Here is a 23941-nt window from a genome sequence, read left to right on the forward strand (position 1 = left end):
AACTGCCTGAATTAAATTTATTCAAATGAAGGTGGTAATTCACCTGGCTTTATCGCCCATTTTTTATTGGCTTCCCTGCCAAGTTTAAAATCCAGGTTCAGCTTACCGTCCAAGGCAGTTTCATCGAGCCAGGATTTCGTCAATGATTTGCCGTTCAAGGTCAGGCTTTGCACGTATTTAAATTGCGTGCCAGTCTGATCTGTATTGATGGTCAATGGTCCTTGTTTTCGTTGAACCACGATTTTCTTGAAAGTCGGGCTGGCAATCAGTAATTCTGCCCGGCCTGGGTATTGTGGATACAAGCCCATCGCTGCCCATACATACCATGCAGACATCTGACCCAGGTCATCGTTGCCAGGTATGCCGTCAGGGCGATTGTGCCAAAGCTGCCCTAACACTTCGCGTACCACTTCCTGGGTTTTCCAGGGTTGCGCGGCATAAGAATATAGCCAGGCTGCGCCAATCGAGGGTTCATTATCCATTTCCGAATGATGTGCGCCAGAGACAGTCAGTGTCCATGCGCCAAAATCACTCTTGAAAAATTTATCCAGCCGCTGCGTGGATTTTTCAACGCCGCCCAAGGTCCTGATCAAGCCATCAGCATTGAATGGCACCATCCAAAGATACTGCGCACCACTGCCCTCTACCATGCCCTCGTCTGAGGCCGGGTCAAACGCGGCGACGAACTGGCCATCCTGTTTGCGTTCCTGCAGATAACCAGTGGCAGGATTGAAGTGATTTTTCCAGTTTTGCGCACGGGCCAGGAATTCTTTCTTAGCAGCCTGATCGCCCAATTTTCCAGCGAATGAGGCCAGCGCAAAGTCGGCACTTGCATATTCCAGTGCATCAGATACCATGCCCCAGCCTGGCGCTGATTGTGGCATATAGCCATACTTTATCCATTGATCCAATCCCGGTCGTTGCCCTACACACATGACAGGACAGCCATCTCTGGACAAATCCAGCTTGGTCGGGGTACGCGCCGCCTGAGTGAGTGAGGTAAAAGCTGTAGCCACATCAAAATCACGCGCGCCAAATGCGTACATGCTGGCAACCGACGCAGTAGCAGGATCACCATTCATAACGCCAGTGGCACCATTGTTATGCGTCCAGCGGTCCCACACGCCATTGTTCTGCTGGGCCTGGTTCAATAAAGACTGTGCTATGTCACTGGCGATTTTTGGTTCGATCAGGGCGATCAATTGCACTTGTGAGCGGTAGATATCCCAGCCTGAAAAATTGGCATATTGCGCCAATTGGGTAGCCTTTACCTTGTGTGTCTTTTGATCAAAACCTGCATACTCACCATTGACGTCACTAAAAAGATTAGGATGCAGCAAGGAGTGATATAAGGCAGTATAGAAAATCGTGCGCTGGTCTTTGTCGCCACCTGTCACATCAATTTTGGACAGTTGCTGATTCCAGGCCTGGCGACTTTCTTTTACGACCGTCTCCAGAGATTTTTCTGAAGATATTTCTGCATTCAGATTTTCTGTGGCATTTGCTACGCTGACATAAGAAATGCCAATCCGTGCTTCAACATTTCTGGCATGACCAAAATCTATCCAGGCACCTGAGCCTTTGTTGAGTTGCGGGAAGCCTTTATCATCCAGCTCTGTCGCACCTTCTGCTGCTATACCATTGGGAATGATTTTCTCGTTTTGCCAGGTTGCGGTTGCCGCAATTTTTTGGTTAAAGCGGGCGACGAAATGAATTGTGTAATAAGGCCTGCGTGTCACAGGGTGCAGATATCCGCAAAAATTGCCGCTGCTAACCGAACCGCTGACGGTATTCGTCGCAGTATCAATTTTCAAATTAGCCGCAAAACTGCCTAACTGCGAATCAGAATTGCGTATCAAAATCGCTGCCTTACCCTGTGAAGGATAGACAAAGCGCGCAATACCTGCACGCAGGCTTGCACTTAATTCAGTTTGCACGCCATTTTCCATGCGCACTTTGTAGTAACCAGGTTGCACGGTTTCATTTAAATGGGAATAGCGGCTGGCGTAATGCTCGTCCTTGCTGTCCAGCGACGGTGAAGTGCTGAGCTCTGTTGTGACTGGCATGAACGGTATGTCACCACTGGCACCACGACAACCTGTACCTGATAAATGCGTCAGACTGAAGCCACGTATTTTCCTGGCTTCGTATAAATAGCCCCCCGGAGCTGCTGCCTTGTTTTTTTCACCTTTGCTGGTCTCAGGACTAAAGCTGAACATGCCAAAAGGCATGACTGCCCCTGGAAAAGTATTGCCCAGATTTGTCGTCCCTATCAAGGGATTGACCTCTGCTGCAAGATCAGTACCTGCCTTTGCATAAAGTGGTGGCACACAAAGTAACGTAATCGAAGCAAATAAAATGGTAGAACGACGCATGATTTTTCCAAAAATTATATGGCGTTGGTGACTTAGTTCGATGAGGTTCAATCTTCAAACAGATTGCACACTGCTGCCCCGTACAATCAATTGCACTGCAAGTGTGATCTCAAGGCTCTCTGGTTGTGCATTGCGCAGTAGCATGGCCACGCCCTCTGCGCCCAGTCCTTCCTTATCTACGGCAATACTGCTTAAAGTTGGGTGGGCTCTCGCTGCGGCCCGGATATCGTCAAAACCGACAATGGCGATATCTTCAGGGACCTTCAATCCCATATCCAGACAAGCAGTCATCGCAGTCAGGGCAGTATTGTCGTTGTAGCAAAAGAGAGCATCTGGTGGCTCGGACATGGACAACAAATCCGTCACTGCCTGCCTGACTATTTTTTCTTCTTCAGCCTGATGCGGAATCGCAATTTCATATTCTGGATTGGCCAGCATTTTTGCGTCAAACAAGGCCTTGCGAAAACCATGGATACGCTCTTGTATGCTGTAGTGCGCGTGCGGACCGCTTAACATGGCTATACGCTTGCGTCCGGTGTTGATCAAATGTTGCGTGGCTAAATAACCGCCCAGACGATTATTCGGGTTAATTGAGGCATAACCGGCCAGATGCATATCAATCAGCACCAAGGGTTTTCCTGAAGTGCGTATCGCCTGCAATAATTCTGCTTCGAAAAATCCCGCACACACAATGGCGTCCGGCTGATGAACCCTGATTTGCTCCATCACTGGCTCAGCCGGGCCCACGGCGACAAATGACAATGCAATGCCGGCTCGTCTGCAGGCAGCTTCTGCCCCGTGCAAAACGATGGAATAAAATGGGCTGCTCGACAAATTATTGTGCTGCCTGTGCAATAGAAAAGCGATACGTCGTATGCGTCCATGCTTTAACTTTGACAGGTCGTAACCCATTTCTTGCGCAGCGTTAAAAACCAGGGCGCGCGTGGCTTCTGTCAAACCAGTCTGGTTTTTGAGCGCACGGGAAATCGTGCCCACTGAAAAACCAGTGGCTTCGGCCAGGTCGCGTATGGTTATGCCCATGCTGATAGAGGAAAAAACAAAGTCATCATAATCTGCTAAACAAATTTAAGAAATTGCTGTAAAAACGGTATTTGATGGTAGCTTTGTCTTGAAAAATCGGTCAATCAATGTCTGATTGCGACTTTTAGTTTAGTTAGTTTACTAAACAATAATGATGGTTTTCAACAACGCTTTGTTGTTGCTAAGAGTCTTTGAAGTCGTGTAGTTGCAGCGCTTCATACCATGCACAACGATATGCCACGAAGCGCTTAGTCAGGTTGCAGGAAAACCTACTGCTTGGTCAGATGCTTTAGCGCTTTTTCAGTACACGCTCACCTGATAATTTTTATTATAGAAGTGCCCTGAACCAGATTTCACTTCAGTTCCTGCCTCTACCGTCATCACATAGTAGGTGCTCTTGAATACATCGGCCCTCCTGCGCGCTGCTTCTGCAAAAAAAAATTTCAGGTTTTTATTGAAGTAACGGGCATTCACCCGTTTTCGAAATTGCATGACTGGCCAGCTATTGCCGTTGGACGTCATGGTCGCTTGCCAGACATCCCAGGTTTCGCCATCGAGCACAAAGCTGGCAGCGTCTTTGACACCCCAACCCGCGGTCTGCGAGTTAGCAGAGGAGTCAGGTATGACCATGATTTCTCCTTTCAGGTAACTCGTATTCCAGATGTTGGATGAATGAAAGAAGACGTCAATGGCATGGTTGTAGGTGCCAACAATATTGCCCGTTCCATCGTAGCCCGCTGTGGCAAAGCTCCATAGCACATCGACATTTTTTGTATTGGCGCCAAACTGATAAGGCAAACCAGACGTGGCCGGATTATTCTGACTATTGCTGGCCCCCCGGCGTATGCTTGGGTATGACTTGACTGTACTTGTATCACCGCCAAATCCCGTCCATTTATAACCCGCCCCATCCATGGTACTGGTTGAATTGGTGAAGATGGTTTCAGACCAGTTCGTACCTGCGCCGCTGATACCCCACAGATTTGTAGAGAGATCATACTGATCTACATAAATGTGCTTGTTGCTTGCGTCGGCAGGGTTGGCCGAGGCGGATGCTGCCTGCGCCTGATGGCAGAAGCTAAGCCCCAGCAGCAATCCGGTTATAAGCAGTCTAACCTTCGCGAGATTCAAGTTTCTTGTCTTAATCATTATTGTCTCCATTTTTTTATGTTGATTGAATTCGATGATGATCGAATTTGATGAACGAATTTGACACACGGGGTATTCCATGGCAAATGTCGATGGCGGCCCGCGTACGCCGCTGGCACCAGAGCAAAGCTGAGTGGTCGTGAGTGTTGCATCAATTCACCTCAGCTTTTACGCATCCAGATAACAGCGGTAGTTAAAACGTCATCTCGCTCCTGGATGTCAGGGAAACGCCCTCCTGTCTTGCGCCTGATAAGAGCTCTCGAAGACAAGCTCATGCGGCCCAGTCTGATCTGCTGTTCCACGAGGAAATAGTCACTTTTTACATCCAGGAAAGTGTCCTTCACCAGCAATGCTTCGTCTGATTGTTGGGGCTGTTGGGATTGTTGCGTTATTTCGGCGCGCTTGCGTATTGCCTGCCGCTGCCGCGCTTGTGACAGCATCATGGTGTTTTGCTGTGATCCGGTCACGGCGAATAGCAACACTAACGAGGCTGTATTGACATTCAAGGCAGTGGGCTCGGGCAACAGCACGATAAACTCCCTGAGGCTGGCCAGTATCTGAGGGGTATATCCGGAAATGGTGACGAGATCATCAATGTGAACGAAGGCGAATATACTTTCACCTGCTGTTCCTGTCGATTGAGTGGCTGCGATAGCAGTTGCTGTCAGTTCCGCCAGGGCGGTATCTATTTTCAATATCTGAAGCAAGCGCCGGTAATTGCTCACCTGGCCCTCATTGATCTTGCCACCAGTCGCCAGATTCATAAGGTTGTAGCGGGATTGAGCATCTATGACCCGGATGGTCAGCGCGGCAATGCTTGATTCTGCGTACTGTAATAATTCATTTAACTTGATTGTGGCATCAGATTTAGCCCAAGCTCCGTCCAGGCTGGTAACGCCATCATTTTCCATCGCATCCAGCCTTAATATCTGACGGGTCTTGTCCAGCACGCCTCTTTGCAACATACGCATCCGCTGTTGTTCGAGTTGATTTTCAAGCGACCAGAACTGGATATGTTGTGGCCAGAACATCCCGCTGACCACAGCAACTGCAAGCGCCGACAGCAATAGTGCAAGTACGACGGCAACTCCTTGCTGGTGAGACCATACCTGATATGAATGGTCGTACGAGTATGGGCTGCGATTTCTTTGTGCGGGCACATAGTTGGCATTCCCATCCCTGGTCTCATGAGTTCATTTATTTTCCAGGTAGTCGCACTCAACAATGGTAGCGCTACCTATGATGGCATGTCAACTACTTTTCCGTTATTGCGAAATTAGCAGTTAAGCCGCAGTTAAGTAACAGTGCTTGGTAAAGCATTACGCCGGGCCAATCCGACTAGTTTTAGTCTGTTAATTTGATCTGAATTGCACTTATAATGCCAAATATACAATGTCATCCGTTGCCGCAAACAGGGAAGGCAGGCGATAAATAGAAACCTGACTGGCATGCATTACTAATCAAACACCCTATCGAAGTACGACAACCGTATTGCATCAAAAAAATAAAATAACCGCTTTCATATGAATGAACTCATCAAAATCACTGACCATCTGATTGCTCTATTTGCAATCTACAAAGACGAAATTTTAGTCCTCAGCCTGACATTAAACATGTGTATGTTATTGATACTGTTGATGCATACAACGAGAAAACAAGGACGTACGCAGCAAGATAAAGCCAAAGCTGCGATCTACAATCCCAAACCATTCCGCAAAAACTGAATGCCCGGCTGACAGTATGTCAAGTTGATGCGGCGGCCGGCTGACAGCATCAATATCTGCGCCCACGCCGCACGCTGATAAAATGGCGCTCGCAAACAGGCGCATATTTAATATTTGCTCCCCAAAAATCAATAGCCTTATTTGGCTGATTAAGACAGGCTATTCATGTTTTCAGACACCTTCTCTCATCTGCTATCGCAATACATGCGCAGGATACGTGCCAGTGCGGCTGGCGTTGCTGCAGAAATTGGACTAAGCCGGGAGTCAGTCAATAACTGGAGAAACGGAACTTCGCTCCCCAGCGCCAGATCGCGCGACAGTTTGCATGCGTGCGCGCGTTATCTCAGGCTGACAGAAACTGAAACCAATCTTTTTTTTGCTGCTGCGGGTCTTGCACCTGAATTCCCATTACAAAACGAAGAAATCAATGAAACACCGTTTGCGGAATTCATGGATCAATTGTTTGTGCGATTGGCTCAATCTACGCCCTACCCTATCACCCTGCTGCTGTCGCAAGCGCACTGGGGACAACCTCCATTCAGGGAAAAATTACTGGCCCGCGCACGTGTACAGTACGGTGAAAAAGCGACACTTCATATACAGCCCCCTTACAGTATCAGCGCCGACAGCAGTGAATATTTTGCGGCTATAGGGCGGCAATGCGGGTTTGAGAATGTCAGTTCAGATTATGAATTTGAAGCGGCACTGGAACAGAGACTGCAAGCAGGTGAACGCGTATTTTGCCTGGTCAGCCGGTTCGAGCAAGGTACCCCAGTCTTGCGTGAAGCGTTGGCAGGCATCTTGCGCAGCCTGAGTGAAATGCATGGCGGTCGCCTGCACCTTTTGTTATGCGGCGGTGAGGCGCTGGCCGACCTGAAATACCGCAGCGGCGATTTGTCGCTACTGAATATTGCCCAGGTCAGCCATTGGCCAGATGCGGACACAGAAGATTTGCATATCCTCGTCAAGCAACGCTGGCCAGACCATGTCATTGCATCTTCCAGACTGACTGCACTGGCATCCATGTGTGGCGGCCATCCGGCGCTCTTTGAAGAAGGTATGCAATGGCTGGTTGATAATCAGGCTTCGATGGAAAACGATGCGGCAGCATTGCGCACATTTTTAACTCATAGTGCTCGCTTGTGGCAGACCTTTTTGCCGCTGACACAAAATCCAGCTTCTCTGCTGCGTCTGCGCAGCTTGCTTGAGACTGATGATCTGGGACGGGCTCGTCCCTATCTTCAGGATGAAGATTTGCGCCGCCTTTTTTGGGGAAACCTGATACACGTCCGTGGGCAAGGTGATCAGGCCCGGCTTTGCTGGCGTTGCGACATTATCCGTGAAGCTGGCTTGATGGTGCTTGAATGATGCAGGGAAATCTTTTGTTGCGACTGCCAAAGAAAATTGTACGCACTATTTTCATTATCGTGCTGACATTATTGCTTGGAACTGCGCTGCTTGCACCAAAGCTGAATCCCTTTACCAGGGATGGTGTGCTTGCTGCTGAAAACATTGGCCCTATCTGGAGTGATATAAACCAGTGGCGCCTTGCTTTGTCTGAGATGCGTAACATTAACGATGAATGGCCTTCTGACATTAAAAAGTTAGAACCACAAACGATTACGCCATATCTCGTAGTGACCTCACCCCGACCAAATATATTGCAGATCAATTTAATAAAATATGCCCAGTTAGGCTCCCTGTCGGGGACACAGTTGATATTTGAGTTCAATCCATCAAATCACTCATGGAAATGCCGTGCCGGCACGCCTCCCGTGCCTGCCAAATTCATGCCAATGAATTGCGAAGGTGCCACTTCAGACACTGTAACTCTGAGCAAGCTAAAGACCTTGCCCCTGGTTTGTGCATTGATTTTCATAGTCGCTGGTATTTTTGCAGTTGTAAGACACCCTTTACTGGGGCCATCACAATTGCGCCCTGACCGCCTGCGAAGAACACCCTACCGTATCTTGCCCAAACTTGATCGTTTGCTGGGTATTACCGGCAGAAGACAGGCGACGTTGCAAGCTGCGGGCATCTCCACTGCCTCCTGGCAGCGCGCCGTTGCCTATGTCAATGAAGGTGCAAATAAACAGCAGGAATACCTGGCTACCCGGCTGTCAGTGCAAAGCAAAGTCAGTGCGGGGTGGTCACTTCCTGGCCAGGTTTTTGAGTGGCAATTTGCCAGCAATCTGCCTGTGTCGCTGGACAGATGCCTGGTGTTTATCCCCTATGTTGATGTCAACGATGAGGCACTGATAGGCGCGCTAATATCCGCGCAAATTGGTTCGGATGTGATGCTGATACTTGCCAGATCCGAGAGTGAAACAGAACACATTGCACTGCAAGCTTATTGTGAAGATAAAGCCAATATGTTTGTGATGCTCGACGGCGCGAGTCAGACTGAGTGCATGCTTAGCAGACAACCTGCGGCTGTATTATTGCGTCTTCTTGCTGAACAATTACGTGTAACGCGCATATCGCCCTACCAGACCAGAGGGGCGGTTACCAGTGCGGGTGCATTTTTTGGGCGGGAAAAATTGCTGTCACGCGTCATCGGTCGCGATCCCTCCAATTACCTTGTCGTGGGTGGCCGCCAGCTTGGCAAAAGCAGTCTCTTGAAAGCTGTCCAGCGTAGCCTGCAGGGGCATCCACACATAGTCTGTCATTACATTTCTTTGCGCGATCATCGCCTGGCTCCTCGCATGGCACTTCAGTTTGGCCTTGATGCAACAACGCCTATCGAAGATATTATTTCTCATCTGGAAGCCAACTTCGCAGGTAAACGATTATTCCTGTTGATCGACGAAGCTGATCTCTTTTTCCGAGATGAATCCATCAATAATTACCCGCAATTATCAGCCCTGCGCTCCTTGAGTGATGAAGGCCGTTGCTGGTTCATGCTTGCAGGATTTTGGGATTTATATGCAACTGCGGTGCTTGATTATCAGTCCCCACTGCGCAATTTTGGCGAAGTATTGACGATAGGTGGACTGGAGCAGGATGCCTGCAAAGAATTGGTCACGGTACCTTTATCGCGCTTGCGCTTTGGTTTTTCCAGCAACCAGTTAGTAGATCAACTGGTGGAAGCCAGTGGCCAGCGCGCCAATTTGCTCGCCATCCTTTGTCAGGAATGCCTGGAAGCTTTGCAGCCAGGAGAGCGTGCCATAGAAGTCCGCCATGTCACGCACGCACTATCTTCGCAAGCTGTGCAAGACGCTTTGGCTGGTTGGGGTAAATTAAGTAACGATGAAGCCTCTTGCCGCCTCGACCGCATCGTCGTCTATCACACGGCGCTCAAGGGCAAAACGAGTTTATCTGCACTTGCTGCCCTGCTTGCTTACAATGGTCTGACTGTAGAACCTGAAACCATGCGTCATGCCCTGTCCCGTCTGCAATTAGCCTATGTACTCAAGCGCGATGGATCCGAGTTTGTATTTGCTGTTCCTTTGCTGATAAAACAATTCGAGCAAAGTGAGCTCATGCTTTTGCTTAGCCAGGAACTGTCATCAATGAAAACCGTCGATGTGGTCTAAGCAAGCCTGGCGATTCCACAAAAAGTGATATATTTGTGAGACATTAATCAAAAGGAGAGCATCAATGTCGGAGTACATTTCTGTTTTGCAAATCTATATGAAGGCGCTTGGTGATGCCGACTACGGCACCATCAAGAGCTTGTTTGCAGAAGATGGAAAGGTTCTTTCGCCGTTTCTTGGGGAAATGGCAGCTGGCCCTTTCTTTGACAGACTGGCAGAAGCTTCCAGCCGCAATGTGATTACCCCTATCGACATCTTTGTCAGCACGACAAAGAAACATCATGCAACAGCTTATTTCCAATATGACTGGACAGTTCGTGACGGGACTTTAATTACCTTCAAAGTCATGGATCTGTTTACGTTTGATGCCGATAGCAACAAAATCAAGTATCTGGATTTGATCTATGACACGCACCCTATCCGTTCCACTGCAGGCAATAAATACGAGCTTTAACATCATCAGATAAAAAAGCCCTGCAATGTGACTTGCAGGGCTTTTTACTTTGAGGCAGTTGCTTGATTACTCAGTGCCCATTTCCTTCAACAGACGATCAGCCTTATCTACATGTTTCATTTGCCATAGCATGTAACGCAGATCAACTTGTATAGAACGGGAGTTGGCCTTGTTGTAGTCCCAGTCAGAAATAATGGAATCCAGAGTGCCATCAAATGCCAGACCGATGAATTCGCCTTTGGCATTCAAAGCAGCGGAACCAGAATTGCCGCCCGTGATATCCAAAGTCGCCAGATAGTTCACCGGAACTGTCTTCAGTTGCGGATCAACATATTTGCCGAAGTCTTTGGCCTTGATCGCAGCCAATTGCGCAGCTGGCGCATTGAATTCACCAGTGCCGGTTGCTTTTGGCGGAATGCCATTGACTGTTGTGAAGGCGCTCCATGCCAGGCCATCAGCAGTACCGTGATCACGTCCCGTCACTTTGCCAAAGGTAACGCGCAAGGTGCTGTTGGCATCTGGATATACTGCCTGCCCTTTGCTCTTCATGTAGGCAATTTTTGCCTTCATGTAGTTGCCGTAGGCTTGCTGGATTTTACCCATCAATTCTTCATCCTCAGCTTCACGCTTCAAGCCACCGTCATACATTGCCACGGCTGCTTTGATAAAGCTGTCATTGCTGGCTTTGAAGTCTTCTGGTTTTGCCGTCAGCCACGCGCTGCGTGCTGCCTTGTCACCCAGTTTGCTACCAGCATACAGGGTATCAAGCAGGGATTTCAAATCAGCTTCCGACATGCCATCCTTGATGCCCAACGCTGCATCAAAATTGGCATTGCGGTCAGCCTTGGCTTGCGCAGCGTATTTGCTCAGGTTGTACAAGACCAGGGCCTTGTCGACTTTTTCATCATAGTTGCGTTCGACCGCATCTACTGAGGCTTTGAAGCGAGGCAGGTCGCGTACCTGGAAGCCTGCTTTGCGTTCCGCATCCGCTTTTGTTGATTCATTCGACAAGCGGTACAAAGTTCGCGCTGTAGACAAGAAACGTGGAGAAGAACTGGCCAGGTAAAAATCTCGCTTACCCAGAGCATCGCGCTCTGCGATCAATTTTTCTACCTGATCAATATCGCTGGCAAATTCTTTGGCGCGTGCGGGATTGCTGTTGATCCAGGCCTTCAGCTCTTCATGCTCTTTGGTTTTGCGTGCCAGGATATCGCTGCCCGCATAGCTGTCGAGCATACCCTGACGGTTTTTGTAGTAGTTGTTGATGCCTGCAACCTGACCGGCGTATTTGAGTTTCGCATCTGGATTGCTGCTGGTTTCTTTGGCGATGATGGCCAGCATGTCACCTGAACTCTTCACAAACGTCGGATAGTTCCAGTCAAATGTGTAAGCGACTTCTGATGGCAGGCGATGACGGTTGGTGCGGCCTGGGTAACCCAGCACCATGATAAAGTCACCTTCCTTGAGATTGTCTTTGGCCAGCTTCAGGAAATGTTTTGGTACGTAAGGTACATTGTCTTTGCTGTAGTCGGCAGATTTGCCGTCTTTGCTGACATAAGCGCGGTAAAAACCGTAATCACCGGTGTGGCGCGGCCACATCCAGTTGTCGGTATCACCGCCAAATTTGCCTACACCTTCAGGCGGTGCGTGAACCAGGCGTACGTCCTTGATTTCCAGTTGCTTGATGAGGTAATACTCAAGGCCACCGTAGTAAGGATAAACGTTGCAGCGATGGCCGGCGTCTTTTTCGCATTCAGCGATGATGGCTTTGGAATTTTTCTCAATGGCATCGACACGCGCCTTGCCATTCAATTTGGCAGTATTTTTATCGATGATCTTGTTGCTGACATTGTTGACTTCTTTCGTCACAAAGATACGAGAGCCAGGAGAGGCAGGCAATTCCTCTTCAAGGCTGCTTGCCAGAAAACCATTAGCCAGCAAGTTACGTTCTGGTTTTGAATGGTGGGCAACACTGTTGTAGACGCAGTGATGGTTAGTTGCAACCAAGCCTTGCGGGGATACAAAGGAAGCTGAGCAACCGCCGAGACTGACAATGGCTCCCATAGGAAACTCAGTCAATTTGGTCAATGTTGCAGGGTCCAGTTTTAAGCCGTCTGCCTTAAGTTGCTTGGCAACCTGTGGCAACTGCTGAGGCATCCACATGCCTTCATCTGCGCTAGCTATCTGGCATAGGCTCATGACCGCCAGCGTGGTAAGTGTTTTTTTCATCATATTGTTATAAAAAGATGTGAAAATTATGAGTGATTCCCTCTTGGTACCTTGGAGCAAGCCCAAGGCGCGACAGTTTAGTCTTAAAAATAGGCGGAAAGTTCACTATTTTGTGCGAACTTTGATGAATTACGTGGGTTTTGGCAGTTAGAGGCTTAGAAACTGATATTAAATGTCAGCAAATTGCAATTCAGACATTCTTCTATTTTCGCAAACAAGCATGTAGGAAAAGCAAGTCATAACAGGACTGGCTTAAGACACCAAAAAATCACAGTATCTTCCTCAGCGCCTCACGCAACTCTGATAGTTTGGGTGGTTTACTCAGCACGCAATCCACATGCGAGGGTGAGTCGCCGTCATCGACCAGCCGCTGCCCCCATCCCGTCAACATGATGATGGGTGTCATCGGGGACACTTGCTTGATGGAGCTGGCCAACTTGCGGCCATCGATATAGGGCATGCCAAGATCGGTGATGACAACGGCAAAAGTATCCCCTCTTTCATGTGCCTCATTAAACGCATTTATCCCGGCCTGACCACCATCAGCCGAGAGTACGCTATGACCGTCAATCTCCAATATGTCGCGCAAGGACTTTAAAACCATGGGATCATCATCGACCACCAGTATGCGCCTGTGCGTAGGCACAGATTCTGCAGCCGGTGTTCTGGCAATCGGACTGACCGTAGTGGGCACAAGAAAACTCATGCGCATGGTCGTACCCTTGCCAACTTCAGTCAGGATGTCGATATGGGCACTATGTCTTTCTATCATGCCATAGACCATGGCCAGGCCCAGCCCGGTTCCGCGCTCACCTTTGGTGGTAAAGAACGGCTCCAGACACCTGCGTCTGGTATCGTCAGACATGCCTACACCTGAATCGCTGACTTCGATGTGGACTTGTTTCAAGATGACTTCTTTAGTCGATTCCAGCAAATCCTGAACGACACTGGTGCGTAAAGTGAGTACCCCACCCTCCGGCATGGCATCCACCGCATTGAAGATCAAATTAGTTAATGCTTCCCTTATTTCACCGTGCACACCCATGATATCCGGCAAATCTGGTGCAAGCTCGGTATGTACATTGATGACAATGCCGCGCTGCTGTGGCATGTCGCTCCATCTGGCACGGGTGAGGTCTATGACTTGTTGAACCAGGCTGTTTACATTGACAGGTGACAGAGATAATTGTGGCGCACGCTGGCGATAAAATTCCCTCATTCTGGCGACAGTTGCGGCAACATCATCTATTGCGCGCGAAATAACTTCCAGATAATTTCTGCCTTTAACACTCAGGTTTTTTTCTGTTTCCAGTAAGGATTCAGTATAAAGTGCAACAGGTGAGATTGCGTTGTTGATATCGTGAGCTATACCGCTGGCCATTTGTCCCAGGGCCCGCAGACGTTCTTGTTGCATGATAGATTGTTGGGTCTGGCGTAAATCATCATAAGCTTGTTGTAGTGCAGTATAGAGTTGCGCCTGATTGGCAGCCAGGGCCACATGCTCGCTCAACTGCCTTAAAAACTCACATTCACCGCTATTAAAGCTATGAGCTTCACGCTTGGCAACGACCAGTACGCCAAACACGGTACTTTCTGCCCTCAGCGGTGCCATCACCAGGGCACTGAGTCCCCCAGCAGCCAGTCTTTGTGGAAAAGGAAAATTGACTTTACTGATGTCCGCTTCATAGACCAGTTGACCGCGCACACAGCGCGACAGGCCGTTCTCATCAATGGAGACCTGGGTATTCTGGGTCATGGATAATTGTTGCGCCAAAGATTCGCTGTGCAAACCTACACTGGTGACCTGCAACTGGTTTTTGCCCTGGTCATAAAGACAGACGCAACTGAAATCTACAGGAAGATGGTCTTCAAGGCTACGGATGACGACCTGGAAGATACTCCGTAAATCCTGGCGCTCACCTATGGAGCGTGTAATCTGATGCAGCAAATTCAAGCGGGCGAGCTGGGCCTGTGCTTTTTTCTCGATTTGCTGACGCTCTATGATTTCTGCCTGCAAGGTTTCGTTGATATCAACCAGGGCATCACGTGAGACCGTGGTCAGTTTGAGTTTTTCTGTCATACCATCAAATGCACGGGCCAAATCCCCTATTTCATCCTGACTATCAAATTGCAGGGAAAAGTCGAGATTGCCTGCACCAACGATGGCTGTACCTTCACGCAATTTTTCCAGGGGCGGCTGACACTGCGCAAGGTAATATAAATAGTGACTGTTACAACCAGGACGACTATGCCCCCGAAGAGGATCACCGCATTAAAAGCACGCTGCTGGGCGTTCAGGGCGCCGATACGGCTTTGTTCAGACAAATTCAACGCATCAGAAATCATAGCCTGGGTTTTATTCGTGATCTGCCCCAATAACCGCGATTCCAATTCTTCAAGTATCTCAGCCTTGTCTTTTTCTTTCATCAATTCATGATGATTGCCTACCAATAAAGCAAAAAGCTGCGCTATATTTTCATTGCCATCTCTCAATTCGACTATTGCCTCTTTATCCGCTGGTTCGGTAAATTCTTCAGGGCCCGCCAGTCGCTTTGCCAAAGAAGTGCTGCGCAATTGCCACTGTGCCTTGGTGCGCTCATCGTGACGCAAGGCATATTCCAGTGTGAGATAACGCAAAGAAGTTACTGCCTGCAATAACTCGCCAGCCGCTTCATTTTTGGCAATTTCCCGCTTCATTTGCAAAGTCGTGGACAACAAAATCACAACAATCATTGCCACGATGGCTAAAGATATTAATTCCGCAAATTTCAGTCGGGTCGAAATTTTCACTTTGGAATCTCAATGAATGATGGTCACTGCCGACGGTTTGACTTTTTCCATGCCGTCCAAATATATATAGTCAAGGTAATTTGGCACTTCAGTTTTATTGGTCAGCTTGTTCTTGATTGCCCACCGTGCCTGATCTTCCAGTGCCAGCAATAATCCCTGATCGAGACCAATTTCAAAGCGATAGGTAGCCCATGCTGTTCTTTGTTCTTTGGTATTGGTTTTTTTACCTGCTTCATGCAATATCCGGGCGGCATCAGGCATTTCGTTACAGTAATTACTCCCCTGATCAAGAGCACGCAATACTTTCTTGATCGTTTCAGGCTCAGCAGAAATGTAACTGCGCATGCCAACGACGTTGTACAGGCTTTCATACACATCTTTGCCATAAAAAATCACACCATTGTCACCAAGTCGCGTCATCATGGTATTCAGGAAAGGCTCCCAAGTAGCGACAGCATCGACTTCACCACGCTCTATCGCATCAGCAAATTCTTCCGGCTTGTAATTGATCATGGTCACGTCTTTGACCGATAGTTTCTGGCGGTTCAAAAAAGCGCTGAGGGTGAAATGGCTCGATGAGCTAAGCGTGACGCCAACTCGCTTGCCTTTGAGGTCCGCAGGCTGCAGTATGCCCCGGTCACGGCGCCCGACTATGCCATGGTCTTTGTCGGTTTTAAAAATCGTGGCTATCGCCGCAACCGGTCTTTGGTCCAGCCCGGCAAACATGACAGGAATATCGGCTACGGTCCCGAGGTGTGCCTGCCCCTGAACGACAGCTTCCATGGCAGCCTTGCCACTGGAATGTGACTGTATGAGTACAACGATACCTTCTTTGGCGAAGTAACCCTTCTCACGGGCTGCGGTGATGGAACAGGTGCCTACATATTCAGTATTGGTAGCGATGATGACTTGCTCCAGTGGCGCCCTGGACACCGGTGGCCGAATGAGCCAGACATAAATCAAACTCAAGAAAAGGATTACACCAAGCATACAGGCAAGCCAGATGAGAACTGTCTTGTGAAAAAATTGCCCGAGCTTTATGCCTGCCATGCCGCTTCCCTCTTTTCCGCATTCACTTTACCAACTCATATAGCAATATCCAAAATAAGCGTGAGAGCCGAGCTGAACATTGCAGAGTGATATGAGTATGTATTTTTAATTGCAACTTGCATCACATCATGCAATGATGAAACATTGTTTTTTATTCTAGTTCTTCAAGTAAATTTAAGCAAGCAATAGCGGTTTTATTGTCCAGATCCTCTTCTTCATGCCATGCGGAAACAGACACTGCGACCAGTTTGAATTGGCGCAATACAGAAAAAAGAGCGCTCATCTGAGCATGCGAGGGGCCTTGCCTGACGTGATATTTAAGAGCAGGTAATTTAGTCCTGTCATCAATCACATCGGTATCAAAATGCAGATATATGTTTTCATGTGGTGACAGGTGCTTGCTTATCTGATCGATGTTGCAAGTGAGTATCTTTGAACTTTCCAGTGACTCTTTTTCACCGGGATCGAGATCGCGGGCATCAGACAGAATGATTTGCTCCTCTGGATAAGGCTTGATACCAACTTCTTTTAAAAAAGTGCCAATGGCATTGCGTTCATTCCTGCGTCTGTCGCGCCGTCCAACCAGCATGGCCAGAGGCATTCCCCCAAGGTATTTGGTAAGCGTGGTTTCCCAGGTGTGAAAATCTCCGTGTGCATCCAGCCACAATATACGGTCTGGTTGCCTGCCCGCTTTTTGCAGTCCCGTCACTACAGCCAAAGTAGAAAAACAGTCGCCGGCTATACAGACTGCCCTGTCGCCGTGCTCAGTGATTTGCTGAACCCTGGTAGCCAGATTTGCATAAATCTGCCCCATTCTGCGCAATTTTTCATTCGCGTCAGCAATGGCGGTTTCCTTGAATTCAGGGATATTCACTATTTCCCAGGGATGTACACTGACGTCATTAACGCGGCCAAGACCATCCCTTCTTTGCCCGGTCAGAAAGGGAATGAGTAAGTGTTTATTCATAGCCATGTTTCCGGATTCATGGAATAAGCCAAGCTATCCATCATCATTTGCACATCCTGTCTTTTTCCCATGCGTAGCAAATCGGTTTCACGCTTGTGCCATCGCCGGAACTTGGGCGCCTCCGTCGCCATCGTCACTGGAAAAACAGGTAAACTCAGCATTTCTGGCAAGTCCAGATAGGAAGTAATTTTCTGTATGATTCCAGCGGGGTCTGATAAAAATTCTTCAAATGACACAGACAAAGAGCTAACCCGACTATCAATGATGGCCTGGTGTGCAGACAACCACTGATTCAAACAGACTTCTTCCAAACTTGTATTCAAATATTCTTGCCAGTTCGGTGGTAAATCAAATTTCCACCAGCGCTTGCCAAAACTAACGGTATCGGAATATCCCTTGATTGATAAATCGAGTCCTATACGTTCCAGATCATGTGAAAAAAAAGCAACGGGTGATAACCAGCCATCCATCAAGCCATTCACTGATTGCGCATAACCCCTGGTCAGATGCAGATACCGGATTCTGGCATTTGGAAACAACTGTTCATACATGCCTATCCTGTATACATCGGGCGGAGTCTTGAATAGCAAGATTTTTTGTTCAACATCGTCGGGCTCTAACTGCCTTCGATGCTGTCGGGGGACAACAAATGGCGGTTCTTCCAGTTTGAAAGGTTCATTGAAACTATGGCTGGCTGCAGGATTTTTTTTTCCGTCGTAATAATCCAGCCGCCAGGTTTCGCTCTTGAAAACGCGCGACAATACCAAATCTTGCAGCATGACTTCACTCTGAATTTTCTTTTCTGCGGCCAAACGAAAAACTGCATCCAGATCATGTATGAGCTGTTCATGAGCCCGATCTTCAGAGAATAAGGCAGGGAATTGCAATAGCAGGCGCTTCCTCCATCTGTCCTTGAGAAATAGATAGTCAGACTCGCCTCCTGCAGGCAAAGTCATGTCATCAAAAATATTATCCAGCAGTACGTCCTGATTATCGATGGACTTGAGCGCGTCGCTGCCTGCATTAAAGGAAAAACCATTTCTCGTCAAAGCAAGAAATGGCTCCATTTCACCATCAAGTGAGGCGATTTCGGGATGCGATGACAGCACGCTTTTAAGCAGGCTGGAGCCTGATCTGGGCGATGTGAGGATAACAGCAACATTCTTGACGCGCGCGGCCAGATCCGTATGCGTCACCCGGCGCAAATCATTGACAGCGTCTATGACGTCCATCATTCACCCGGCTGCTTTGCGCGCCTCATGACAAAGGCATAGAATTTTTTTGTCTCTGCCTTGTCTGCCGCTGCACTCGCCAGTGTTCTGACAGTCAAACCGGCAGCTTTTGCCAATGCCTTGATCTCATCAATGGCACCAAAATTGGATTGAGAAAAATAAATACGGCCTTCGGGCTTGAGATACTTCCCAACCTCCGCAAAAAATTGCGTATTCGTCTTGAAATCAGTATCCCATTGCGAACTGGCGACTACATCATGCGCTGGCTTGTTGCGAAATGGCAGGTTAGCGGTAATGACATCAAATTGCTCTCCTTCCAGGGCCTGAAAGAGGTTGGATTTTTTGACTGTCATCAGCGTCTCAAAACCATGCATCCTGGCATTGTGTCTGGCACTTTTTATGGCAGCCGGATTGATATCGACAGCCGTCACCTTGCTGGCACCACCGTAGCAGGCAAAAATAGCAATCACCCCTGAGCCCGTACCTACATCAAGCACGCTTTCACCCCGTTTGATTTTAAAACTCTTCACCAACGGCTGACTATCTGTGAATGGCCAAAAGGTCTCCGGAAAAACCAGGAATTCTTTTCCCAGGTATTTCACTACTTTTCCTTCAGGAGGGATGGTCTTGAATGCCTTTTGCCTGTTCTTTTGCCACCTGTCTATGTGTGCAAGGCTATTTGTTGATGTCTGCTCCATGGCCATCCTTTCTGATGTAAAACACTAAGAAGTGTTCATCAGCATGACGATGCTGATGCTTTAAATCGGGGATTTATTTGCAACGAACTCCAGTGCCTTGTCCACAGCAAATCCAAACTCTTCAATATTGATGGGTTTGGTAATGTAAGAAAAAAAACCAGCTGCTTTTCCATTTTCAAGATCAGCAGGCATTGCATTTGCTGTCACAGCAATTACCGGGATGTGCGCAGTCCTCGGGTCGCTCTGCAAAAACCGCATGGTTTCTATACCGTCTATACCTGGCAAATTGATATCCATCAAAATAAGGTCTGGCAAATGCAGGCGTGCCTGCTCTATACCTAGCAAGCCATCCGTAGCGGTCAATAAAATCAGGTCAGAGCGCAGACGTATCAATTCGGCGACCAGCCTCAGATTGGTAGGATTATCTTCAACATATAGCAGGCATTTTTGCGTACTTGATTTTGGGTCCTGCGCAGACTCATAAAACATCGTTTTAATGTCTGGTTGCCGGTATTGGCTGTCGGCAGCAGAACCGGGGAATCTGACCCAAAATGTACTGCCTGAACCTACCTGGCTATTAATGCCTATGCGACCATTCATCGCCTCGACAAGGTGTTTGACCAGTGACAGACCTATGCCGGTTCCTTCTTCATTGAATACTTCGCGCCCAAGACGGTTAAAGGGCTGGAAAATGGTTTCCAGTTGAACGGTACTAAGGCCAACGCCAGTGTCGATGACTTGAATACAGACATGCAGATCATCTTCCAGATGTGCTACAACACTGACTGTACCATTTTGACGGTTATATTTGATGGCATTCGACAACAGATTAATCAATACTTGCTTCAGGCGAATCCGGTCAGCATTCACATGCAGGCAAGTGTTTTCTGCAAAACTTACATTAATTCCGCGTTTCTGGGCCAGCGGTTCTATCATTGTTTTACACTCTGCAAATACCTCATCAAGAGTGATGACTTCTGCAGTTAATTTCATCGCCCCTGACTCTACTTTTGCCAGATCAAGAATTTCATTAATTAGTGCTAACAAATGGCTGCCAGCTTCCTCTATGTGCTTGGCGAATTCTTTTTTCTCATCGAGACTGGTTTGCAGACTATCAGATGCCAGAATCTGGGCAAAACCAAGTATGGCATTCAGGGGTGTGCGCAATTCATGGCTCATGTTCGACAAAAATGTCGATTTTGCACGATTTGCAATTTCTGCCTGCAACCTGGCTTGCTCCAGGTCCTGATTCAAGATTACCAGTTCGGCAGTATGTTCGCGTAGTTGCTGCTCCAGTCTGGCATTCGCCATGCGCAGCTGACGCGTCTCCATGGCACGCACCAGCACGGGCAGGATTGCTGAAATTTTGAATGGTTTGATAATGTAGTCAAGTGCGCCGACCTTCATCGCCCTGACTGCAGAGGTTATACTACCTTCACCCGTCATGACTATACACGCAAGATCAGTGTCAATCTTGCGGGCAGACTCAACCATGGCAATGCCGTCAAGATCAGGCATCATCAAATCTGTCAGCAACAAGTCAAATGTATTGTTGCGAAGATATGCCAGCGCTTCAACGCCATTGGCAAAACCTGTAGTTTCATAGTTATGGTCACGCAACAAATCACACAATGCCTGCATGTGTGCGGTTTCATCATCGACTATCAAAATGCGGGCTTGCATCTGGGATACTGTCATCTGAACTCCTGGCATTGGCTAAATGCTCATATTGGCGCTTTCCCAGCCGTAGCTATTTCTTGCCAAGAAATTATCTTGCTTGCAAAAACATCATGCCTACGTGCCAGATGGTCTTATTACATGACCTTGTAAGCATATTAGCATTTTTTAAAAAACAATAATGAGGAATAAGCAATACAAGATTCAATGACGAAAGAGATGGTATATCGCCCATGAAGATAGCTGGTCAGTTTCCAGGGCATTTAAGGAAGATGCTTGAATTTTGCACTATCGATAAAACCGGATTGATGCAACATGATGATAGCTTCCTGTGTCCGGCCGCCGAGAGCGTCTTGTAGTGTGTATTGGTCAAGCTTAGTGTAAAACACCAGCAATGCCTCATCAAGTAAAGACTTAAGCTGGCAATTGCCACGCAATGCACATGGCGGGGTGACGCAGTCTATCAAGGCATCCCCACCTTCAAGTTCGCGAATGATGCTACCCAGCCGATAAGACTTTATGTCTTGCGCCAGAGCCATGCCGCCGCCCTTCCCCCTGGTCGTGATAATCCAGCCCTTTTGCGCAAGAAAATGCACCACCTTGACCAGATGATTACGGGAAATGGCAAATTTACTGGCAATCTCACTGATTGTCACAGGCTCTTGTCTGTCTTTGTGACTCAGATACATGAGCACGCGTAGTCCCAGGTCAGTAAAATGGGTCAATTGCATAAATGATTTTCTGATATTTTTAAAGCATAGTCATGTTAATACAATTAGGGGATTCTTTTGCACATCAATGCAACCGGCAAAAAACGACTCGCTCACGATCGGTTGGTCGCATACATTGATGTCTGACACGGATATTTCAGTGGATCGTGCATCTGACAGCCCTGGGGTTTCGTCTGCAGCAGCCTTGAAAGACTTCAGTTCAACATCCATCTCTGCAATATCTGCCGGCAAGTCATCGAGGCACTTTCGTTGATATGTGCAAAGGAATATGCTGACAATGTCCCGGCTTGAGCACGTGCGGAAACAAGCACAGCAAGAAAAACACGGAATAGCACAAATTCATTGATATTCACTGACCATATTCATTTACTAGGATAGAAGCTGGTGGCAGACATGCTGTCACCAGCCTAGCGTGTCTACTTCAATTTCCAGACAAACTGCACTTTAGTCCACAGCATGGTATTAGCGCCATTTACCTGCCCAGGAACAGCCTTGAAAGTACAATTTTCGAGGGCGCTGACAACCGCTTCGTCCAGATCAGGGAAGCCTGCTGAACGATCTACTTTGGTTTTCAATATTTTCCCGTCCGCACCTACCAATACCGAAGCATGGACGACGCCAGTTTCTTCGCGTCGGATTGATGCTCTTGGATATTGTGGTTTGCAATTATTAAAATCAACAACAGGTTTTTTATCGCCATTTTTGACATTGGCAAATTTTGCTGCATCCATGGCTTGCTGACTAATATCGACTGCAGCTACTGTTACTATAGGTGTATTTGCCTGCGCATAAATAGCCAGGCAACTGGCGCTGATTCCCAGGATGGTAACTGCGGCCCTCCAGTTGAAAGGGCTTTTTTCTGGTTTCACAAGACGTTTGATACGGGACATAAGATTTCCTCCTTGGGCCGCCTGGGCCAGTTGAGGGGTTATGAATTGGAAATTAGCCAATTCAGAAAGTGCAAGAGCAAGACGCCGCGGTTCGCCTGTGACTCTTGCGGCTAGATCATCCGCAATTTCTTCTCTGTTATTACGAATCTGCCTTGATATCCACCAAACTGCCGGGTGGTAAAACAAGATGATTTCTATCAGCGATTGAATCAAATTCAACAAATAGTCATGCCGTTTGATGTGCGCCATTTCATGCGCCACCAGCATTTCCAGCAAATCAACTGGCATGCCCGTGAGCATTGCACTGGGCAGGAGTATCATGGGGCGGACTATACCGACAGTGACAGGGCCCTTCAGATCATCAACTACCCTGAGTATCACCTTGCTGCGGATGAGAAATTTTTCGCTCATTTGATCAATGCGCGACTGCCATCGTGAGTCTGATTTGCTGCGATGTGGGTGGGCATAAGCAGAAATCCAGAACAAGCCCATGCTCAGACGTATTGCCAGAGCCGCGACACAGATGAGCCATACCCCTACCATATCGCTCAAATGCATTTCTACCCATGGGAAAAACCCCATCCATGCCGATGAAGCATCAAATCCCAAGTAGGCAGGAACTTCACTCAGTGTATTGAATCCATTACTGACATGTACGGCATCGACTCGCAGGAAAAATTCCCTGACAGGAAGGCTAATGCAGGCAAGCAAACCAATATATGCGATTGCATAACGTGCTCTTACCTGGGTAGAACCAATAAAATACAAGGACACAGCCAGCAGCAAGGCTATCAGAAAACCTTGCCAGACAAAATGCAACAAGGCCCAGCCCAGCGCAGTGACGAGGTGCTGAAAAAATGGGCTCATTTTTCATCCTCATTCAGCAATTTTTGAATTTCTTCCCGCTCTTCTTTGCTGACATGGCCGCGCAGGGCTGCCATCACCAAATCTTTGGCTGAACCTGAAAAAGCCTTGTGGATCAAATCCTTCAAAAGATTCGTCTGCAGAGAGTCTTGTGCCTGGGCCGCAGCATAGACATGGGAGCGCTGAGTTTCGTCCCTGCTGAGCAAGCCCTTGGTATGCATGACCTGCATGAGCCGCAATACGGTTGCATAAGACAACTCCGGTCTGTCCTGCACCGCTGCCTGATGTACATCCTTGACGGTTGATGGTCCCAGTTGCCACATCAGGCGCAACAAATCCAGCTCTGCAGTCGTCGGTTTACGTGAAATGATTTTGCCCATATCGCGCTCTTGTAGATAATTGATTAAGATGTAGATTATATGGTCTAGATTATTTTGTCTAGACTATTTTATCTACTTCCATGCGAAATCAAAACAGATGCAAAAAAGATACAAATGATGGGCTTATCGGAAAAGACAGGGGCAGGCCTGGACG

The 23941-nt window shown here is 48.0% G+C and carries 19 protein-coding genes; 4 read left to right on the forward strand and 15 right to left on the reverse strand.

The window, feature by feature from the left end; translation table 11 throughout:
• Window positions 1-17: 17 nt before the first annotated feature.
• From UNDYM_RS13045 to gspK, 4 genes are all read right to left on the reverse strand, one after another.
• Window positions 18-2375: a GH92 family glycosyl hydrolase gene (locus UNDYM_RS13045; protein ID WP_162041424.1), complete on the reverse strand. Its 2358-nt coding sequence runs from the start codon at window positions 2373-2375 to the stop codon at window positions 18-20.
• Window positions 2376-2429: 54 nt separating this feature from the next.
• Complete coding sequence (locus UNDYM_RS13050; RefSeq protein ID WP_162041425.1) at window positions 2430-3416, reverse strand: LacI family DNA-binding transcriptional regulator; 987 nt, start codon at window positions 3414-3416, stop codon at window positions 2430-2432.
• A gap of 300 nt (window positions 3417-3716) precedes the next feature.
• A complete protein-coding gene (locus tag UNDYM_RS13055; RefSeq protein WP_162041426.1) occupies window positions 3717-4646 on the reverse strand; it encodes a hypothetical protein in 930 nt (309 codons plus the stop codon).
• A gap of 80 nt (window positions 4647-4726) precedes the next feature.
• Window positions 4727-5725: a type II secretion system minor pseudopilin GspK gene (gspK, locus tag UNDYM_RS13060; protein ID WP_162041427.1), complete on the reverse strand. Its 999-nt coding sequence runs from the start codon at window positions 5723-5725 to the stop codon at window positions 4727-4729.
• Between the two features lie 363 nt (window positions 5726-6088).
• On the opposite strand from gspK, the gene UNDYM_RS13065 reads away from it, so the two are divergent.
• The 4 genes from UNDYM_RS13065 to UNDYM_RS13080 all read left to right on the forward strand — a co-directional run bounded on the left by UNDYM_RS13065 (window position 6089) and on the right by UNDYM_RS13080 (window position 10279).
• Window positions 6089-6289 carry a hypothetical protein gene (locus tag UNDYM_RS13065; protein ID WP_162041428.1) on the forward strand — a complete coding sequence of 67 codons (201 nt, stop codon included), beginning with the start codon at window positions 6089-6091 and terminating at the stop codon, window positions 6287-6289.
• Window positions 6290-6454: 165 nt separating this feature from the next.
• Window positions 6455-7657 carry a hypothetical protein gene (locus UNDYM_RS13070; protein ID WP_162041429.1) on the forward strand — a complete coding sequence of 401 codons (1203 nt, stop codon included), beginning with the start codon at window positions 6455-6457 and terminating at the stop codon, window positions 7655-7657.
• A gap of 422 nt (window positions 7658-8079) precedes the next feature.
• Window positions 8080-9825: an AAA family ATPase gene (locus tag UNDYM_RS13075; protein WP_232064045.1), complete on the forward strand. Its 1746-nt coding sequence runs from the start codon at window positions 8080-8082 to the stop codon at window positions 9823-9825.
• 64 nt (window positions 9826-9889) lie between these two features.
• The gene (locus tag UNDYM_RS13080; RefSeq protein WP_162041431.1) at window positions 9890-10279 is read left to right on the forward strand and encodes a nuclear transport factor 2 family protein; all 390 of its coding nucleotides are present in this window, start codon (window positions 9890-9892) and stop codon (window positions 10277-10279) included.
• Between the two features lie 66 nt (window positions 10280-10345).
• Here UNDYM_RS13080 and UNDYM_RS13085 read toward each other — a convergent pair whose 3' ends face one another.
• The 11 genes from UNDYM_RS13085 to UNDYM_RS13130 form a co-directional block, all read right to left on the reverse strand.
• The gene (locus UNDYM_RS13085) at window positions 10346-12508 is read right to left on the reverse strand and encodes a S46 family peptidase (protein WP_162041432.1); all 2163 of its coding nucleotides are present in this window, start codon (window positions 12506-12508) and stop codon (window positions 10346-10348) included.
• 268 nt (window positions 12509-12776) lie between these two features.
• Window positions 12777-14690, reverse strand: coding sequence for an ATP-binding protein (locus tag UNDYM_RS13090; protein ID WP_232064046.1), 1914 nt, complete (start codon window positions 14688-14690; stop codon window positions 12777-12779).
• Window positions 14615-15247, reverse strand: a complete 633-nt coding sequence (locus tag UNDYM_RS30690) for a hypothetical protein (protein WP_232064047.1) — start codon at window positions 15245-15247, stop codon at window positions 14615-14617. Before UNDYM_RS30690 ends, UNDYM_RS13090 begins: the two co-directional genes overlap by 76 nt.
• A 60-nt stretch (window positions 15248-15307) precedes the next feature.
• Window positions 15308-16267 (reverse strand): ABC transporter substrate-binding protein, encoded by a 960-nt coding sequence (locus UNDYM_RS13095; protein WP_232064048.1) that lies wholly within the window; start codon window positions 16265-16267, stop codon window positions 15308-15310.
• 232 nt (window positions 16268-16499) lie between these two features.
• Window positions 16500-17321, reverse strand: a complete 822-nt coding sequence (locus UNDYM_RS13100) for an arginase family protein (protein ID WP_370529473.1) — start codon at window positions 17319-17321, stop codon at window positions 16500-16502.
• On the reverse strand, window positions 17312-18547 hold the full coding sequence (locus tag UNDYM_RS13105; RefSeq protein WP_232064050.1) for a sulfotransferase: 1236 nt from the start codon (window positions 18545-18547) through the stop codon (window positions 17312-17314). The genes UNDYM_RS13100 and UNDYM_RS13105 overlap by 10 nt, the downstream gene beginning before the upstream one ends.
• Window positions 18547-19149: a methyltransferase gene (locus UNDYM_RS13110; RefSeq protein ID WP_232064051.1), complete on the reverse strand. Its 603-nt coding sequence runs from the start codon at window positions 19147-19149 to the stop codon at window positions 18547-18549. The genes UNDYM_RS13105 and UNDYM_RS13110 overlap by 1 nt, the downstream gene beginning before the upstream one ends.
• A 156-nt stretch (window positions 19150-19305) precedes the next feature.
• Window positions 19306-20943, reverse strand: a complete 1638-nt coding sequence (locus UNDYM_RS13115; RefSeq protein ID WP_232064052.1) for a response regulator — start codon at window positions 20941-20943, stop codon at window positions 19306-19308.
• A gap of 242 nt (window positions 20944-21185) precedes the next feature.
• On the reverse strand, window positions 21186-21653 hold the full coding sequence (locus UNDYM_RS13120) for an Rrf2 family transcriptional regulator (protein ID WP_162041437.1): 468 nt from the start codon (window positions 21651-21653) through the stop codon (window positions 21186-21188).
• A 416-nt stretch (window positions 21654-22069) separates the two neighbouring features.
• Window positions 22070-23410 carry a TonB family protein gene (locus tag UNDYM_RS13125; RefSeq protein WP_162041438.1) on the reverse strand — a complete coding sequence of 447 codons (1341 nt, stop codon included), beginning with the start codon at window positions 23408-23410 and terminating at the stop codon, window positions 22070-22072.
• Window positions 23407-23787 (reverse strand): BlaI/MecI/CopY family transcriptional regulator, encoded by a 381-nt coding sequence (locus tag UNDYM_RS13130; RefSeq protein ID WP_162041439.1) that lies wholly within the window; start codon window positions 23785-23787, stop codon window positions 23407-23409. The genes UNDYM_RS13125 and UNDYM_RS13130 overlap by 4 nt, the downstream gene beginning before the upstream one ends.
• Window positions 23788-23941 lie beyond the last annotated feature (154 nt).

Source organism: Undibacterium sp. YM2, from assembly GCF_009937975.1.
GTDB lineage: Bacteria > Pseudomonadota > Gammaproteobacteria > Burkholderiales > Burkholderiaceae_D > Undibacterium.